Source organism: Vreelandella indica, assembly GCF_037070225.1.
Classification (GTDB): domain Bacteria; phylum Pseudomonadota; class Gammaproteobacteria; order Pseudomonadales; family Halomonadaceae; genus Vreelandella; species Vreelandella arctica.
The window spans coordinates 1-18916 of record NZ_JBANSO010000022.1; the positions used below are offsets into that span (position 1 = coordinate 1).

Consider the following 18916-nt stretch of genomic DNA (forward strand, 5'->3'; position numbering starts at 1 on the left):
CGATTCCGGAAAACTGCCCAAAATCGGTCACGATAAAACGGAATGCGCGGTCACCATCATCCAGAACAGACGGTCACGTTCAAACGGAATGGGCGGTCACGATAGGGCGGAATACGCAACGGTATGGCTAAACACGTATTTTTCTTAATTTCAGCACTCTTTTAAAATTAATATTTGGTTATTATAAAAAATTCATTTAGAGTGTTAAAGGAGGAGTTTTTGTGAATATAAACGATATCGACGATATTGATGAGTTGGAGAAAGCTATCGACTTGGATATAGCTTTTGAAAACAATCTTTCTGAGTTTTATGAAAATAAAGATTTTCATGAGTTTTTAATTGACCTTGAAAATTGCATGCCTGTAGAGATGAATGATTTTCAAAAAGCACTTTTTGATTTCAACCAACATGCCAATATTCTCTGTGACATTACGGCTGCTCAAATTTATTCCTTGATAGATTTTCTTTATGTTTATGCCCTTTTAATCGTGGAAGAGTTTAATAATTCGTTAAATCATGACAAAACCAAAAATCCTCACTTCAGATACTGGAAACATTTTTGCATAGTAACAAAAGGAAAGACTGCGGTTGTGATTCGATGGAAAAGATATAGGGGTAAAGGTGTACATAGTGACCCAGTTAATAAAGGTATGTTGAAGGCATTTAAAATGCCTTCTGGAGCTTTCATAAAGTGTTCAAACACAGAAAAGAAAGCAATTATGATCGCTGAAGATAAGTTTAGTAAAATCAGAAGAATTAATTCAAAAATGGGTACTTTGATAGAGTCAGCAAGATCCATGAAGTACATTACAGATTACCAATCGAAAATTACTAAAGACCATGAAACGTTAGAAGAAGATGAAAAAATTGAGGACCTCGAAAAATATCATGCTGACCGAGAAAAAACACATGGTCAGTTTGATCGGCATGAATTTCGACGATCGCTTGGACTGTAAGTTTTTTTGATTGAAAAGCTATTAATCTCCCCCCTGCGTTACAGGACTTAGCCTGTAACGCAGGGGGGGGGCTACGTACATAGATAGATTTGTAGCTTGCCCCTTGCAGCATCAAGCTCTTGGCTTAGAATTAGACAGGAGAGTGCTACGGCCACTTTGTAAGGAATTTTCCATTAGAAATTCAAAGTATTCGCTGGTTTGGATCACTGTTTCGCAGATGAAAGAGGTCATAGTCATGAAAACTGTAAAAGATATAATGGTGTCAGTAGTTGAGTCGGCAGAAGAGCTTGAGAGTTCTTATGAGGTTGAAGTTTCTTTTTCTTTAAGGAGGAGTGAGGGAAAGTTTGTGAATATGCAGTCGTATATGAGCATAATCAGCAATATTGAAACTAATTCGCAACATAATGAGCTTGAAGAAAGTAAATGGTTCTGAATAAGAGGATCTCAAAATGAAAAACTATTTATTAAATACTAGTGACATTGATACAAGTGATCATCCGAATATAAATCCAGCAAATGGCTTACCAATGTTAATAGGTGGCGCTATAGATGTTGAGGGTAATTTGTATGGTTCAACAGATATTTCAGGAAACACTTTTGGTGATGATGATTTTTTAACAGCTGATATTTTCGGAGAATATTAATAATATATTAGTTGATTAAACTAAAAGCAGAATAAAAACTTTAAAGTATTCTGCTTTTTTTAACACTTTTTCTGCGTATCATCAATCCACATGGTGCACATCCCCGGTGCGGAAGCGAATCAATTTTTTTCACCGTGATGTGCTGCTGGTGTTATTAGCCACCGCCAGCTGGGCCACAACTATCATTCATATAAAACAGCATATCTTAGGACTTTTTTATGCAACCCCACTATTGGCATCTTTTAGGAAATTGATTTCCATATAGCAAAATCTATGAATCACTGTAATCTAACTTTCAGGAGCAACTACTGTTGGGGATCTGCCCTGCCCTTTCGCTCCCCCGTTACTTTTATGACTGTTTGATAAAAGTTACCTCAAAAGCTTTGCTGGAACGAAACTGCTGCAGGCGGTTAGTAAATGAGAAGGCCTCATTCATTTCGTAGTGCTGAAAAATGTCTAGCCCTCTGTCTAGTGATATCTTCCAGCCATTGTCCGATACGATATGGCGCGCGTGAATAGTGCCGGTTTCGTCAAACTCCCAAGTGAAGTCGATACCGACTGTGCGTGCAGATTCCTGGATTTTTTCAAAGCTCTCGTCTTGTAATTCGCCCTTGAACTCATCTCTTACAGTAACAAGGTGAACCACGACTTCATCTTCTTGGGCCTTGTTCTTGACGATGGTCTCAAAAAATTCCATGAGGTTGCGAATTTGGTAGAAGAGGCGAATGTATGGATCGGTAACTGTGATACGTTTGGTACCCTTCAGGTAAGGCCCAAACAGAGTATCGAATGAGACTCCTTTCTGGTTCTCCTGGAAGGTTAGGTGTTTTTCCTCCAGTCCATGCTTTTCGGGTTCAGGCACGTTAACTGCACTATCTAGTGGCTTCTCTACAGAATGAGACCCAGCCGTGCCATTCTCTATATCTGCATCAGCCACTGTCTTGTAATAGCAGCCAGGATATTCCTCTTCCTCAAGAGTGGTTACCAGCGATTCTTTACCCTCGTTATTCATATAGGCAAAGCGTACCTGACCATAGGTAGTGTCGATTCTCATCAACTGGTCTTTCACCCGCTTGCGCCCTTCAATAGCAAATCGCAGCAATTCCTCAATATCACCTTTGCTAGCACCACCTTGAGGGAACAGAATCTTCATGAGTCCAGAAAATGTCTTATTGATACCGTCTCGGTCACGGGTCGAAATATCCGAAGATAACGAGAAATGCTCCTGATACTGATCGGAGTAGTCATAGTTCCGCATGGAGCGCAGAATTTCAGCAAGATAATCCACCACAAACCCGTAGCCATCCGAGAACATCTCCCCCCGGATAATGTCGATTTCCCACCCTGGAATATAAAAATGGAGCCGATCCAGAAAGGCAGAATCGTAGAACTTGTCCGGCAACTCGTCGAACAAGTCAGAATGCTTCAACATATAAGGGACGGTATGCCGGGTGTTGCCAACGAACACCATGGAAGCCTCAGCCCCCAGCGTTTCCACACCCCGCGAGAAAGACTTGTTGGCCATGTAGTTTTTCATGATGTCGACGAGGGCCTTATCGACACGTTTATTCTTGCCGGCGAACTCATCGAAAGCCACACAGTCCCAGTAGCCCACTAGGCCAATTTTGCCACTAGAGTTGTTCACAAATAACTTGGGAACTGACACCTCGCCCCCGGACACTAGAATGCCGTGGGGAGAGAATTCAGAATAAACGTGTGATTTGCCAGTTCCCTTGGGTCCGAGCTCAATCAGGTTGTAGTTTCGCTCGCAGAAGGGGACAAGCCGCAGGAGCTGGAATAGTTTGCTGCGCTTGCCAAACATCTCTGGGTTGAAACCAATGCTCTGGATCAGCAGGTCGATCCACTCATCAATACTGAACTTCTGCCGGGCCTCTACATAGGCGTCGTAATCAAAGTGGGACAGCTGAATCGGCTTAAGGGTCGATAAGATCCACGGGCTAGCATTCTTATCTTCGGCAAACTCGTATTCGATATCAGCGATACACCACACGCCGCTTACCAGCAACTTTGGGTGAGCTTTCACAGTACCGGAATCCACCAGTACCTTTTTGATGCCCAAATTGGAAAACTGAGCCTCGTAAGCGTCCGTCTTCTCGTTCAATGCGACACTGATCTTGTCGATAACCTTATAACGCCCTTTCTCCTTGATATTGGAGCGCACCAGCCCGGCCTCATTACGATGAACATAATGCTTGGCCAGGATTTCCTTCACCGTCTCAATACCGGTCTGAATAGTGGCCTCGTCACTGGTCGCGCAATATTGTCCCAGTAAATACTCCAGCACATAGGACGGCACAATGGCATTGCCCTTGACCGTCTTTACCAGATCTTTGCGAACCACCAAGCCCGGAAAGTGTTCGTTGATCTTTTGGTCAAGCGTGTTCATTGGCTACCGTCCTCAGAAATCAAAATCGCTGGTAAAGGATCGCCGCATTGTATATCTGAGCGACTTATACTCCTTGAAATGAGACGTCCCAGCATGCTGTTCCTCAAGCCTTAGGGAGACTTCCTGGCCATTGGCCTCATCCGCCTTACGGGTGAGAACAAAGCGTACCTGCAGCTCCCGTTCACGAGGGTTCTCCGAGGTCAGATCAAACACCAACTCATGACTATCGGAGATCAGCTCACCTGCCTGGGTGTAGATGCCAGCACGCAACAAGCGTGGCTGGATCTTTTCCGTAACTGGCCCTGACTGATAAAGAGTGACCGCGAGCTGTCCGGAAGTGATCACTGAACTGGCCCCACGCAGGATATCCACCTCAACGGCACTAACATCGCTCTGGCGCTTCTTATTCACCTTCAATACCGGTATGACCACCTCCTGCAAGGAGGCACCGCCATGAACAAAACGACTGCCAGAGCCCTTCAAGCGTAGTCGATTGATCGACTTGGGGATCTGCACTTCCATATCCCCATCTAGTGCAAGCTGTTCGGACGAGAAGTGGTGGAACGCCGGAGATGTTGTCAGCCCTTTCCCTAGAACAAAGCGTCGATCCCGATAGAGAATGCTTTCTCCGTCCACGGGAACACTGAGAAAGTCACTCTCATCTAACTCGCGGTTCTGGTAGATAAATCCGTGATCGGCAGTGATCAGCAGATTATTGGCATTGGCTGCCGTCAGCTTCTTGATCAGGCGAACCAGGTCATCCAGAGTTTGTTGCGCCGCTTCGAAGGCCTGCCCCTCTGAATGCATTTTATCGCCGGTGTGGTCAATTCGATTGTGATAGATATACAGCACATCGTTGCCTTTCAGCACGTCACGGCTATCATCACGGTTGAGCTGCATAAACTCATCCGCCCTGATGGCTTGACCACGCCCCTCCAGAGCCGCCTGCAATATCTTGGTGCGATTGGCAGTACCTTGGGAGCTCTGGCCGTCAACCAGCACCGTACCAGTATCGTTATCCGCAATCGACAGGGTTTTATTGGGCATCAGCGCAGCCATACCAAGCTGGGTATAACTGGGAAGCATGGAGAGCGCAGGCTCAAGATCGGCGCTGTAGCGATCCTCCTGACGGATAAGACTCAGCAACTCGTCCCCAATCTCATAACGCATGGCGTCCGAGATAACCACGCATACGCGTTTGTCCTTGCGCAGGAACGGGCGCACCCAGTGTTCGAAGAAGTCTTTCTGTTGGCGAACAGGGTAAGCTTCCCAGTTGGAGCTTGTATCGACGTGGCTCTGAAATGCATCCCCAAGCTTCATCAAGTAATTGTTGGAATACAGATTTTCCAACTGTTCACTAAGTTCTCCCATCAGTGATGGCTGTCCGGAAAAGCACACATGGTAGGTAAACTTGCGATAAAGCTGATCCAGCTGAAACCAAACTCGGCTGTATCGCTGCACGCCATCGGCCAGACTCTCCATGGTTAGCGTGGCCTCGCCTAGCATCTGCATAAAACGTGCGGCGAATTCGACAGCCTCGTAAAGGTGCCGAAACTCACCGTACCAATGCCCCTGGCGCCGCTGACGAACCCAAAGGGCGACATCGCCACTGGTGACCGTACGGCCCACTACGGCTCTTACCAAGTCACTGATAATTTTCTGGTCAATCAGCCGGAAGTAATCCAACTCAATCAAATCGCGGAAATCTCGCTTTTCCAGATCCTTCTCAATGCCAAGTACATCGGCACACTCGGCGGATAAGGTCTCAAACCCTGCCTCGAACTGCCGACTGTCTTTCCAGCGCTTGAGGAACACCAGGGCATCGCCGGTCATTTTGACCTCGCCATCGGTGCTCATCGCATAGCAGGACTTGAATAGCGCGATGACGAAATCCCGTAGGCTCGGCTCAGTAGATGCATAGCCATAAAAGCGAGTGAGTTGCTCCCAGAGAAAGATATCCAGACCACAGCGCTCGATCAGCCGCATGCCCTCATCCCTGCCTTCAGCCAGCTGCTGAAGTAAGGTCTCTACTACCGAATCCATACGTGGTTCGCTGCCGGCACACACGGCCAGCATCTTTAGCCGTAACTGGCCAACGGTATCATCGGTCTGCAACCAGTTCTTCAGGGCATCCTTGCGTTTCGCAGCCTGGAAGAATTCCGCATGCGTCTGTGCGAGCTCAGCAAACTCCAAGCCCAACTCCAGCTCAGATAACCAGATGGCCACCTGGTCGGTACGAAATTCGCCATGGGCCAACTGCACATCTAACAACCAGTTATCCAGGTCAGCTGGCTGCGGACCTTCTTGATACAGAAGAAATTTTTGCTCCGGCGCTTCGCGCAGAATACGATATTTCAATCCATATTCATTGTTGGCAATTTCCAGCTTCTCTACGTTCGGAAGTGTCGCCGTTTCATAATCTCTGCGCAATTCGCACTTGGTGTCGTACCAGAAAATGATTCGGTGCTTTTCGAACAAGCGAGACAGCGCTGTCTCTATTTGTTTGCTCATAGAACTGCTTCTTCCAAAACTTCTTCACCCTCGCTATCGTCTACTTCCTCTGGCACGACAGGCGTAGCCATGTAGACACGTGAAATTAGTCGCCGTTTGAGGGCTTCATGCCTCGCTTCATAAAACGCTTTGAACGATTCAAACTCTAAAGCAACATTTTCGACTAGCAAATCGCGCGCCGACAGATGGATATTTTGATCACCAAGCCAGTCTTTAAGAGGCCTGTCATTTTTGGACTGGTTCTGTGAATGGTTCAATAGATGCAAATTTGGGATAGCGTTCCAGTGGACGGGGTTACCGTAGAACGCCCTTAATTCCTCATTCTCCGCTAGATATTCATGCCCTTTCAGCGCTTTTTTAGAGAAAGCTGACTGTGGATGTAAGTGATCAATGTGGAAGATCTCGGTCACATTCATTTCTGGAAACAATAGATGTAATAAGGCGCGGCAACGCCCTTCACCGTGTTGAGTCTCCAGTAATTTGTCAAGCGTTTCCTCATCAAACCTGAGATCTTTGTTTGTCGCTCGATAACGCTCGATGATCGCTTCCAACGGAAACGATCTTTCACTGAGGTGTTGATCCAGTAGATCCCGCATGCTTGAGAGAATAGTGTCGGCCTGGCCCCCGAAGACCCCTTTCAGAAGCGCCATATAGAACCACTGGCTGATCATAGATCGTTGCTCGTGGCACTTTGCGAGATTATTGATTTGCGTGTAAATCAGGCCATTACCGGTCTGCTTTCGGTACAAGTAGTAGCAAATTGGAATAACCGCATTCTTGGATGTCAAAGACTGGGGTGTTATGCCAAAACGCCTGATCAACCGAAATGTCTCAGTAATACACTCCTTGATTCCAGGCCACTCCTGTTGAATGCGGGCAACCTGATCACCCTTGAAATTCCTGACTTTGAAACGAACATCAGCCCCAGTAAGAGTCAAGCACGCCTTCAGCAACCAGTCCCGTTCAATGTAGAAACCCATTTCGGTGCTCTGGTGAATGTGATGCGTTAAATCGTCTAGTTCTTTCCGAAAATCCCCTTCCCAATGGGCTACAGCGATCGACATCAGTAGATCTGAGAAATCGAGCTTCGTTCCGCCGCTGTTAGTACGGATAAACACATCAAGAACATGGTCAATTTCTTGGCTGCTCTCGTTGAAATAGTGGATGATCCGTTGGCCACGAACCACATCGTATAGTTTCAGCAGTGTTTTGTTTGCGAACTTGTTGTCCGTCAGTCCTCGACGCTCTAGCTCAAGCAAGACAACTTCGAGTAACACATCGGTGCCATCGTATGTCGGATATCTCAGAACTTCGTGCATACATAGCCAGTGATGAGCGGGATCCGCTGCTTTTACAGAATCCTGATACTGACGATCGGTGAGGAACTTGAAGTTGTAGTACATCAACGACTCGTCATCTTCCGTGACTAATGGAGCCATCAAGTCAAGATAGAGCTTTCGCGGCGGTAGAGCTCTGTCATCGCGTGTGCTTGGCCACCAAACACGAGGCTTTTTATAGGCATAGGTACCACAAAGTCCTATATACAAGGAGGTTAACCGCTGTTGACCATCAATAATCGCCTTGAAGTCCTTATAGCTCGCATTGGTGGGTTCATGAGGGTTTTCCTCACCGAAGCGCTGACAAAAAGACTTCAAAAACTCGTAGAATTTGTAGTCATTCTTGATTGGCCCATCTTTGACTTCCCACATCATAAAGCTGTTGATGGGGTAGCCACGCATAATTGAGTCAAACAACACGCAGATTTGATGACTACTCCATACAAATTTTCGCTGAATCGCTGGTAGCAAAAAATCCCGCTGATTGATCGCATCAATAGCTTCTTTAATCGTAATGGGGTTTTCGTATTTACCCGGCACGTTCTCACTCCTCAATGCGTCAAAACAGGCCTGGGATTTTTTTCAAGGCGTCGCCAAATTTCGGATAATTCACTTTCACCCCATCATCCAGATCGATTTCTATCTGCTTGGTAGCCAGTGGATAGAGTACGTCGCGCTCGTAGTCATCCAGTTCAACAATGATCTTGCTGATTTTTTCGATGTCTTTCAGTGCTGTTGTCTTCTCCCCCGTAGATGCCCCGGCACTGATGCTGACAGCCTCCAGATGATCCCGGCGGGCCGTTAGTTTGGTGCGAAACTCCCGCAGGTAATCATTGAGCACGACGCTGACGTTGTCGGGGCGATAGCGGTGCATATAGATCAGGGCGTTAAAGGAGCCCTTGGGGGAGGAGAACAGCCAGTAGATAGGCCGCTTTTTATAGCGTTTCACATGGTCGGTGTAGAAATCGCCGAGAAAATAGTCGCGGATACTGTAGTTGCGCTTTCCCTTGATGTTCAGCGCCTGCTCGACGAATCGAAGGTTGGCCTCGTAGTACTCCTCCCCAAAAGCCACGCGCAGGAATTTGCGGAAGCGTTCGGCAATATCGTCGGTAAACCAGTCACCGTCGAGCATAGGAATGGCATTATCGTCGTCCGCCGGGAAGCTGGGCTCCGGAATTTGTTTCAGATAGTCCTCGATGGACTCGCCCTGGTCCGCAATAATCAATCCTGGCTTGTCCAAGGCATAGCGGCCGAACATACAGCCTACTGCGTAGGAGACAAGATCTCGCATGGTATCAGCCACCAGCAGTGCTTCAAGCTCCTCCAGGCTCTTATTTCCGCCATACTGGTAATGAGGGTTGCAAGTGAGAGTAATCTCATCAAGCGGCACTTCGGGCGTCAGCTCGGCCTGCAGGTCGTAGGCATCGATGAAGAGGCGATTGTTCTCTTGTTCAAGCCTATGCATTTCCAGCGTCATGTCCCGCCAGTGGGCGCGGAGTTTCTGATAGGTAGCTTTAAGGGATGACTGGTGGTGGTCGGAATGTAGAATCGGTAGGGTAGTGAAATCCCAAGAGGTTTCGTAGGAATCCCAATCATTCCTAGCCGTTAGAACCAATTTTTTGGCATTATTATCAACATTCAATTCATTTCGCATGTAAGGTAACTTTTCTATATCACCACTCACTATACTCATAGAAGATGAGATTGCTGTGATTAAAGTTTGAGCAACAATCGAGTTCATAAAGGATAAAGACTGAAACACATCTTTAGGCTCTGGAAAGCCCTTCAATCCAACAGAGCTGAAAATAAATCCGGCATCATCTTTTCTTACTCCAAGACATCCACTTGCGATTTTTGACCATGTTAATCCTGGCCGAAAATAAAGATCCTTAGAGGGCAGATGGTTTCCTAACTCTGAGAGCCTATTGAACGCAGGTGGATCGAAACGCAATATTTTTTCGTTATTCCCATACCATCTTCGGTTATCGCCACCTTTATTAAGGGGGAAATATTTGAAACCGGATTCTTGAGACTCCGACAAGCTAGCTATACCGATTCCTACATCCTGCCATTTAACCTCATGCCAAAAGCGTACAAAAGTTTCATCGTCGCCTGTAGAGGTACCTTGTTTAGGTTTAATTATTACCTTAAGCGGAGTCCCGCATACGAATGCCTTGCCAATAGCTTCGCTAGTCCAATAAGCAATCGGCCCACCAGGTATCTTTTTGAAATCCATCGCCGACGCGCGGAAGAAACACTTATCAATCTCTTGCTCGGCTTTACTTGTTTGGTCATTACTCATCGTCGTACTCCGAATTTTTCTCTTGGGCCGACACATTGACCTGCTGCCAGTCATCCGCAATCGCCTTCCAATCAACGTTACGCTCAACCGTCTCGCCTTCGTTACCTTGCCCCGACCACACGGCCCAGAAATCCGGGTCATCCGATTTTGGCCGATGATGCTCAGGCAGCGCATTCATCTGCACCAACACCGGGAGTTCCGATGCCCAACCGAGGAGAATGGCATGTTGAGATGGAAGCGAGGGCAAGTCCCGCAACAGGCCTCGCAGGTTGTCGGGCACTAACTTATGTACCAATTCCTGATCGCGGTCGTTGCTGATGCGGTGCATCAAAAAACTATTGCACTGGGAAAGCACCGTTGGCGACAGTTCACTCGGGCGCTGCGAGGACAACACTAGACCCAGTCCAAACTTGCGACCCTCTCGGGCAATTTTTTCAAACACCTGACAGCAGATGGTTGCTGAATTTTGATTTTCGGCATCGTCCTTGTAGCGCTTGATGAAGGTGTGCGCCTCTTCCATCACTAGCACGGTGGGCAAGGTCTTGCCGTGGTTCAGCTTACGGTAACGCTGCTGGGCCTCAAGCGTCATGCGCGCGATGACCGCGGTGATGATGTGCACCACCTCTGCGGGAACCAGTGAGAGGTCTATGACGCTGACGGAGCCATTGGAGGCCCCACTGTCACCGATGTAATTCCTTAACCAGGCATCCAGACTAATTTGATTCTCGTCGCCCATTACGGACTGAATGTCAGAATCGGAGAGCATGGTTCGGATGCGCATGACCAGAAAATCAACAAACTGAGTTGCATTCTCTTGTTGCGCAACAAAATCTATTTGGTCGGCAAAGCTGGTGCTATTGAATGGTAGCGGGCAATTTTCATCGGGGCCCTCCTGGTAAACCACGCCTCCCAGTTCGTTTACAAGTACTTCGATTGCAACACGAATTGCTGCAATATGGTTTTCAGTAAACGCTCGAAAGTAATGATTGCCTGGTGGATACTCCTTTATCGTTGAATCAATGGCAGACTCTAATGCCGACGTCACCGCAACGATTTGCTCTGCATACTTACTGAACTCTGTCTTCATTGCATGAATGTCGTCTAGGTACGCCTTGAGCCTGAAGCCAAATTTGGTTTCTTCTGTTTTCTCAAGGCCGTTCCGGCTAGCGGCTTCTAGCTGAATGAACAAAGCTGACATTTTTCGACGAAGCTTGATCTCTTTATCTTCAACAGTATCTTCGAGCGAACCACCAGCAGCCCTAACTTCTCGCAGAGCCCTCCTAAGTATTGGCCGCTGGGTCTTTCCGCTGGCCTGGGCAAACGCGCTCCATTCCGCGCTGTTCCAAAACCATAAAGGCACCTGTAGCTGCTCGACACCTTCACCGGGTTCGACGGCGAACACGCGAACCTTGCTCATGTCTCGGAAGGTATTTGCATACTCGCCATTAGGATCAAGCACTATAAAACGGGCGTTGGGATCACTTCCGTCCCCACGGGCTTTTTTTGCTGCGTCCATCGACCAACGGATCAAGCCGGCAACCGAGCAGGATTTTCCACTGCCGGTATTACCGAGTACTGCTAAGTGGCGACCAAACAACCTATCCGGATCAATGCTCACTTCGGCGTTAGCAGCCAGCGGGCTGGTGCCTATTATTACGTGGCGGTTATCGCCTGATTCCACGATGGCCCGCAGCTGATTCTGGGTGGGAAGCAGTACAGAATCACCCACGGTTGGGTAGCTCTCGACACCGCGACGAAAACGATATTTCTCTTTGCCGCTTGCCTCCCTGCCGTCATAGAACAGACAGCCCAGTGGATTCAGGCTCATCTTGCGTAAAGGATAGGGCAAGTCCACTAAACCAAAATCCTGCATACCTCGGCGCTTGGGGTAATGAGAGCGCTCGATGGTGATCCACTCAATCTGCGCGACCAGATGGCCTTCGTCACTGGGAATCAGTACATAGCCATTAATGCGGGGAAACGGGCGCGGCGTACCGGTATTGAGCGCAACACCATCTGGAGCCTCAATTTCCAGTAGTACTTTGATTTCATCGGGTGACACGAAATCAATGGTTCCGATACGCAAAGAATCAGCGTAAGCCAGTGGGGAGAGGCTCATAGCGGTTCCTCTTCATCAATAAGCTGATCCTTTTCGGTCGATTTTTGATCGACTGGCTGCTGCGTCCCCCACCGTTGCTTAAGTAGCTCGCTCATGCGGAAGGTCGTCTTGTCTATAGCGGCCTTGGGCAAGTAATTTTCAGTCAATGTGCTCAGGTCGCCCAGTGCAGGGCCAATCAGCAAACTGATTTGCGATGGCCTTCCTATCTCCTCGTAAGTCTGCATAATGCGACCAAGCGGGTCGTCAAAAGAGATCACGACCAGATGGGTGGAGGGGATGGTGAGCATATCGCGGATCACGCGGTTGATGTGCTCGTCGCCAAAACTGTAGCCATAGGTCACCAGCGTACTGTTCGGGCGACATACGGCCGCTGCGAGATCGCGAAACAGCTCCACGTAGGGATAATCAGCGGTTTCCCTGTCCTTGGCGGCGTTAGGGTAAATCATCAACTGATGGGCCGTGGCCTCACCAAGGCCGGGCGCTTTCAAATAAGGCGCAACACTGTCGGCTCCGAAGGGCAGGCCGAAGCGGCGAATATCTTTGCCGGTTTGCAGCCAGTCCACCGAGCCATGCAGCTTGGTATAACGCGCAACGCCTTCCAGATAGCGTGGCTCGCCGCGAATGCCAGGTGGGTTGTAGTGCATGTCCAGATCCAGCCGCGAAGAGCGGAAGATCGGCATGAGATTGCCCAGGAAACGGTCCAGCAGATGAAGACCGGCCAACTCTGCTCCGGCCTCGATCAGCCGGTCGTAGTTGGTGGTGAAGATATTCAGACGATCACGCACCCCTGTGCGGCTGGCAAAACTCATCAGGAAAGTGACCAGGGTATTAAAAGCCTGCTCGCGCCTCGCGTCATCAGACGAAGCAATCGACGTTTCATTTTTCAGTATCGAAGCTGTAAAGTCTTCAAGCGTCTTGTTGATATGTTCTTCCAATGCTTTGCTCTTGCTCGCTTCAACAATTTGCATCCCACGCAGTAACTCGTTCGCAACGCGCAGATCATCCTCAATGTTTGCTTCCGCTCGCTCTGCCTTTGGAGCTTCTCTATCTGCTGCTGCAAAGATTTTCTCGCCTAGGTCGCCAAAGTTGTATCCAGACCGATCCATTCCATGTGCGCCGGAACCTGTCGCGATACGGTGTACCGCATGAGTTATTCCGGAACCAATCAACAGCGATAGATGCTCAGACTGAAACAGCGAAGTTAACCAAGGTTCGATGCGATTGCGTAGCTCCTGGTGACCAAACTTTTCGGACTTTAACCAAGAAGCTTCTATTCCTGCCTGCAGCTTGAACTTATCCTCGTCAGCTGAGAACTGCACTGGAACATGGTCATCTCGTATTTTGAGCGTGTTAGTGGTCATGCCGTCCTCTCCCTTTGCGTTAGGCGTCTTCCGCCGGCGCGATTCGTGTCGCTGGCCATTTTGGGAAATTTTGATTCCACAATTCGATGTTGAAAACCTGACAGTTCTCCGCCAACTGGCGCTTCCAACGCGGTATCGCCTTGCCCATGGGAGGAAGCTTCTTGGCAATCTCATCCGAGAAATTGGGCAAAAACTCGCTATCCTCGAATGTGACTAAGCTGATGTAATACACAGGCTTATGCAGGAGCTCTTCGGCCCATCGATACAGGAAAGTGTCGATGAATTTCGCGGCAAAAGTGTCGCCCAGGGTGCCGTCACGCAGCTCCCCGTAAAACTTTTCCAGCCCTTCGGTTTGCGCCTTGGGGTTGCTCGGATCCTTAACTTCTACAAAGAGAATGGCTTCTTTCAGTTCCACTACAAAATCGACGCGGTGCATCTCGCCGACCCCGTGATAGTTCGGCTTGCTTACTTTCATCTGATCGAAGACGATGGCGTCAATGGCATCGGTGAAGTCGATCTCCAGGTCGCGCTCGCGCAGCTTCATTTTCCCAAACCTCCCATCTTGCGTGCCACTTGCTCCTTGGTCAGTTCGTTGAAGGTGTCTGCAATCGCGTTCGGTTCAATGGCTCTATAGTCATCCGTACTATCGCAGCAGATCTGTCCGGTTTCTGCATCACGAGACAGCACGTGGAAACGTATCTGATCTCCCTCGCCCTTATCCATTAACAGGTCGAACCACTTGAGCAGCACGTAATCGTGTGTCGCCAGGATAATTTGCTGGCCATTGCGAGCAAGCTCCAGAAGTGCCAGCACCAGATCTTTCATCAACTTGGGGTTGAGGTTGGATTCGGGTTCATCCCACAACAGGGGGCCAGCTGCACCGGGATCGAGGCTTCCATTGCTGAGTAAACGCTGCAGTACGCCGATCTTGCGATACCCTTCGGCGGTCATGCCACTGGATAGCAGTGGCGACTTCGTCGGCACGAAGCTCAGAATCGAATCCTGAAAACTCTGAGCAGCTTTCTCTGCCGCGCTGCTTTTACCTAGTTTTTCGACGTACTTTCCCTCCTGAAAGCAAAACCGCCCGTTGTGAAGTTCGTACCTACCTCCGATCAGGTTGGCCAGCCGAGGGACTATGCTCGCAAACCGAGGATCGAGCTGGACTTTGGTTTCAAGATCATCCGCACCCTCATTGATAAGCTGGTAGGCCAGATCCAAGTAGCCATCGTCAAAAATGCGGTCGATAGTAGCTTGGTCTGGCTGGTCGGCGGTGAGGCCTCGGACCAGAGACAGAACCTCCTTGGTCGGTATAAAGATGGCCGGAGCAACGCCTGAGTCTCCGTTAGTGCTTACTTTGGCTTCAATGGCTGTGCTGCTGAACCGGGCCACTACTTCTTGCCCCAAGGAAAAGGTGGCATTGAGCACGGCATTCCCGCGGGTGCCAGTCCGGCGCAATTCACCCATTTGCTCCCCGAGTGGTTGATAGAGTCGGCAAAGCTTGCGGGCGAGGTGTTCGCCGGGATGGTCAGAACGGGATTCTGGCCCGCACAGCGCGAGAATGGCCTTGAGCAACTGTGTCTTTCCCGTGCCATTTTCACCAATAATGATGTTAATTCCCGGGGAGAACTTGATAGCCAGGTCGTTAAAGACGACAAAGTTCTTGAGGAGCAGATTGCTGATCATGCTGACCTACCCTGCGCAACAGCCTTAGACATCATAGTCATCTTCTCAGCTTCCGAATTGCCATCCACCAATCGCAGATAAGCCCCTTGATAGTGCGGTTTATGGGTGTTTTCGAGTACGAATGCCGTAGTCGAGACCACCTCACCACCGATGCTGTCAAAGGCACGCGCCCCCAGATGGGCCATCGACAGGATAGTGTGCTGGTTTAGAATACGACCACGCAAAATCTCGAAGGAAGACAGGAACATCCAGCTCTGCATTGTGATCATAGCGACTGCCCCCTTGATCACAGCCAGATCCAGATTGCGCTCAATGAACATTGCAAACAGGTCGGACTTGCTCTTGGGGTAGTTCTCCTTGGCCCAAGCCCCAAGCCGCCCGTTCATGCCTTTGCCCCCCATATAGGGCGGATTGGCGACGACCACGGCGTAGCGCGGGCTAAGGGCCTCGGCCATGCGCAGCACTTTCAGCACTTTGCTATGCGTGTCAGCCAGGAACAGGTTGCTACCCAGATCCTTGGTTTCCAGCTCGGCCAGCACGTCGGTCACATTAGTGAGTTTGGGCACAATCAGGGAACCGAAGTTGTCGGCTTCCTCAAACTGCTGCAAGGTTTCGCGCAAGCCCTGGGTGAACAGGTCGCGGCCCACGGCGCTCATGTATTCATCTAGCTCATCCGCGCTGAAGCTGACTTTTACCAGAACGCAGATGTTGGGCTCGATGTTTTTGTTGAAAAAACGCCGCTGGCGCGCTCGGGCCTTCATGGTCAGCGCAAAAGCGGCGAGTTCGCCGGCCCGTTCATCCAGCTCGATACCGTAGAGGTTGTGGGTGAGAATCTTTTCCGGGATTTCGGCAGGTTCGTAGCCTTCTTCTTCGTAAATGGTGTAGAGCAGATCGAAGGCGTAAGTCAGCATATGGCCGGAGCCACAGGCGGGGTCACATACCTTTATATCTTCCGGGCTGGAGATTTGCAGAAAATCGGTCTCGACCTGCTCTTTGCTGTCTAACGCAGGCTCAGTAGGAATGTAATACTGCATCTGATCAATCAGCGCTGAATTTGGTCTGTTAAGCATCCACAAGCGGCCGAGGGAGTTTTCCACCAGATATTTAACTATATAGGGCGGTGTAAAAAGCTGGGTGGCAGCAGGGATATTGGCCGGCGTAATTTTCTGGTTCTTCTTCAGCGACTCGAATACTTGATCCTTTTTCTCGGAGATATAAAACTGGTACAACCAGCCGATCACCTCAACATCCTCACTGGCGTCGGGTGTCATGGCTTCGCGGGTGTAAGCAAGGATGGAATTACCCGAGAGCAGGTCGTCCGGCATCAAAAGCTCGGTGTAGTCATCGATGCGTTCGAAAAGGAATGGCATGGCACTGTGCCAATAGTTACAGGCGGCTACGACCAGCAGGCGATAGGCTTCCCCCTGTGGATCCTGGCTGGGCGTTTTGCTATCCAGCAGGGAGAGTATTCGTTTGCGGGTTGCGTCCGGCACAATGTCCTCATCGATATGGCCCATCTTGGCATCAGCCAGAATTTCGGGCTGGAACTGCCCCTCGGCAGGCGAGACGATACCAAGACGGTTGTAGCGGTTTATATCCATAAATCGCAGGGCACAGAAGCGGTTGAACCAGATATAGGCCACTCGCTCGATAACCTGCTCATTGCCCTGCTCGGAAACCGCCTCTTCCAGTTTTTTGATGGCCAGAGGCCTCTCCCGACGAGCAGAACTTTCCTCACCCAACACCAGCTTAAGTTTTGCGCTAACCTGCTCAATCAGACTGCGGCGCGCGAACTGAGCGAATTTTTTGAGTTTTGCGGTTTCCATCAATGCTTGCCTTGTTTTGATTGACTGCCATGAAGAGGCTTATTTACGCTGACGCATAAAAAGGCGTATATATTTGCGCTAGGCGCATAAATTAAAGAACGCGCTCATAAATTGCCCCTTTACGCTCACCAGTTTGCTTAACCTGTCCCTGTTTCTTCAATCTTGCCAATAGCTTGTAAGCCTGATCTGGACTGATATGACACAGTTCAATAACGTCAGCTCGCTTAATGCTGCCGTGGGTTTCGATAAAGCTCAGCACCATCTGCTCCTGCTGAATGGGGTCAAACCCCGCCTGACGCACGTAGGCCGCTTTCTGGCCAGCACCCTGATACACCTTCGCGCTCAGGGTATAAGTACGGCCTTTGCCAGTACCGTGGGCTTCCACCATACCTGCTTCCACCAGCTTCTCTAAGGTGCCCCGGGTGACGGTTTCCGGCTTCTGTACCGATCTTGCCAAATCCATGGTTGTCAGCCGTCGCTCGTTACGCAGCCGCGATAGGATTATCAGGCTATCGATGGGCATGGTGGAATTGGTCTGCTCTTCTCGCTGAACGATCATGCGCAAGAACTCGGTGTCCGCATCCGCCGCTGTCATTCGTAAGGCGACAGTATGAGCGGAAGACATCGAGTAGTCAGGGGCAGTACGTCCGTAACGGAGCATCCCTTCAAAAATCCGATCGATACCTCGGCCAGTGCGCTCGGCTAGGCCAATGCGCTTAATAATGTCGGCCAGCAAGGGGTTACGGGAGCGGGGGTCGGCTACCAACAAGTTGTCAAGGTTGACGCCTTCTACAAAGCCACCCGGGTTACTGATGCTGAGTCCGTCGTTATCAAGCTTGACGTGCACTGCGCCCAAGGCACTGTAATCCCGGTGGACGAGAGCATTTACAAAGGCCTCCCTAAAAGCTCGCCGGTCGAAATTTGGGATAGGCACGCGGAACAAGCCAACTTGAATCTCTTCTTCTTCCACACGAGCCCGGAACAACAGCTCGACTTCTTCAAAAGTTTCCAGCAGTGGCTTGCGATAAAACTCGTTAACAAGCACGTCGGTACCGCGCAGCACCTGGAAGGCTACCTCATGAGACGGCAGATATTGTCGCAACTGCATGTCACTGCCCAGTAGCAGAAGCCCCGCCACTGTCGGCTTACGCCTTCCGTTTATCGTCATGGTCAGACCCAGAGCACCATCGAGCTCATCATCTGCCAAGGGCAGCAGGCTTTGGTCGCCTCCATAGTTCTTGATGGCATTACGGATGCGGATGCGCTGAATCGGATCCAGGTCTTCAATCGCCAGGTTTTCCAAAGGCAAAGCAGAGGGATCAGTGACGCCAATGCTGGATTGCCGCTGCACAAACTCGTGGGGATAAAAGGGAACGGCCTCTGGGCTGCCATCCAATTTCAGTCGCCGACGCTGAAGCAGTCCGTCCGAAGTAGACACCAATTGCCTAGATTTAGGTACGCAGATTCTGGCGATTAACTGCCCTTCTAGCTCAAGGGTCTCGACACGCACAGCGACAGAAGGAATGGTTTTATTGGCAATCAAGGCCGGCAGCCCAGTCACATTCCTGTGATTAGCATGCAGCCCGGTAATAGCGGAGTTGTCTTCAACCCCGAGGAATAGATCGCCTCCTTCCGTGTTTGCAAGGGCTACGACGGCCGCTATCAGATCTCGGTCAGGCAGGCTCTTGGCATCGCTTTTGAATTCGACGGTAAGACTTTCACCGCCACGAATCAGCTCAGCAATGTCCCGCTCCGTATGACGCATAGCCA

The 18916-nt window shown here is 49.7% G+C and carries 13 protein-coding genes; 3 read left to right on the top strand and 10 right to left on the bottom strand.

The window, feature by feature from the left end; translation table 11 throughout:
- Positions 1 to 221 precede the first annotated feature (221 nt).
- From V8L71_RS14930 to V8L71_RS14940, 3 genes are all read left to right on the top strand, one after another.
- Entirely contained in the window at positions 222 to 956 is a 735-nt protein-coding gene (locus V8L71_RS14930) for a hypothetical protein (RefSeq protein WP_336274614.1), read from the top strand.
- Positions 957 to 1191: 235 nt separating this feature from the next.
- Entirely contained in the window at positions 1192 to 1389 is a 198-nt protein-coding gene (locus V8L71_RS14935; protein ID WP_336274615.1) for a hypothetical protein, read from the top strand.
- Between the two features lie 16 nt (positions 1390 to 1405).
- Complete coding sequence (locus V8L71_RS14940) at positions 1406 to 1600, top strand: hypothetical protein (protein ID WP_336274616.1); 195 nt, start codon at positions 1406 to 1408, stop codon at positions 1598 to 1600.
- Positions 1601 to 1949: 349 nt separating this feature from the next.
- Here V8L71_RS14940 and brxL read toward each other — a convergent pair whose 3' ends face one another.
- The 10 genes from brxL to V8L71_RS14990 form a co-directional block, all read right to left on the bottom strand.
- Entirely contained in the window at positions 1950 to 4007 is a 2058-nt protein-coding gene (gene brxL, locus V8L71_RS14945) for a BREX system Lon protease-like protein BrxL (protein WP_336274617.1), read from the bottom strand.
- A gap of 12 nt (positions 4008 to 4019) precedes the next feature.
- Entirely contained in the window at positions 4020 to 6518 is a 2499-nt protein-coding gene (pglZ, locus tag V8L71_RS14950) for a BREX-1 system phosphatase PglZ type A (RefSeq protein ID WP_336274618.1), read from the bottom strand.
- Positions 6515 to 8395, bottom strand: a complete 1881-nt coding sequence (locus tag V8L71_RS14955) for a DUF262 domain-containing protein (protein ID WP_336274619.1) — start codon at positions 8393 to 8395, stop codon at positions 6515 to 6517. Before V8L71_RS14955 ends, pglZ begins: the two co-directional genes overlap by 4 nt.
- Positions 8396 to 8414: 19 nt before the next feature.
- Positions 8415 to 10157: a BREX-1 system adenine-specific DNA-methyltransferase PglX gene (pglX, locus tag V8L71_RS14960; protein ID WP_336274620.1), complete on the bottom strand. Its 1743-nt coding sequence runs from the start codon at positions 10155 to 10157 to the stop codon at positions 8415 to 8417.
- Positions 10150 to 12276, bottom strand: coding sequence for an ATP-binding protein (locus V8L71_RS14965; RefSeq protein ID WP_336274621.1), 2127 nt, complete (start codon positions 12274 to 12276; stop codon positions 10150 to 10152). The genes pglX (V8L71_RS14960) and V8L71_RS14965 overlap by 8 nt, the downstream gene beginning before the upstream one ends.
- Entirely contained in the window at positions 12273 to 13637 is a 1365-nt protein-coding gene (locus tag V8L71_RS14970) for an SIR2 family protein (protein WP_336274622.1), read from the bottom strand. Before V8L71_RS14970 ends, V8L71_RS14965 begins: the two co-directional genes overlap by 4 nt.
- A 19-nt stretch (positions 13638 to 13656) precedes the next feature.
- Positions 13657 to 14181, bottom strand: coding sequence for a hypothetical protein (locus V8L71_RS14975; RefSeq protein ID WP_336274623.1), 525 nt, complete (start codon positions 14179 to 14181; stop codon positions 13657 to 13659).
- On the bottom strand, positions 14178 to 15320 hold the full coding sequence (locus V8L71_RS14980) for an AAA family ATPase (protein ID WP_336274624.1): 1143 nt from the start codon (positions 15318 to 15320) through the stop codon (positions 14178 to 14180). Before V8L71_RS14980 ends, V8L71_RS14975 begins: the two co-directional genes overlap by 4 nt.
- Entirely contained in the window at positions 15317 to 17167 is a 1851-nt protein-coding gene (pglX, locus tag V8L71_RS14985) for a BREX-1 system adenine-specific DNA-methyltransferase PglX (protein ID WP_336274657.1), read from the bottom strand. Before pglX (V8L71_RS14985) ends, V8L71_RS14980 begins: the two co-directional genes overlap by 4 nt.
- Before the next feature lie 70 nt (positions 17168 to 17237).
- Complete coding sequence (locus V8L71_RS14990) at positions 17238 to 18911, bottom strand: ATP-binding protein (RefSeq protein WP_336274625.1); 1674 nt, start codon at positions 18909 to 18911, stop codon at positions 17238 to 17240.
- Between the last annotated feature and the right edge of the window lie 5 nt (positions 18912 to 18916).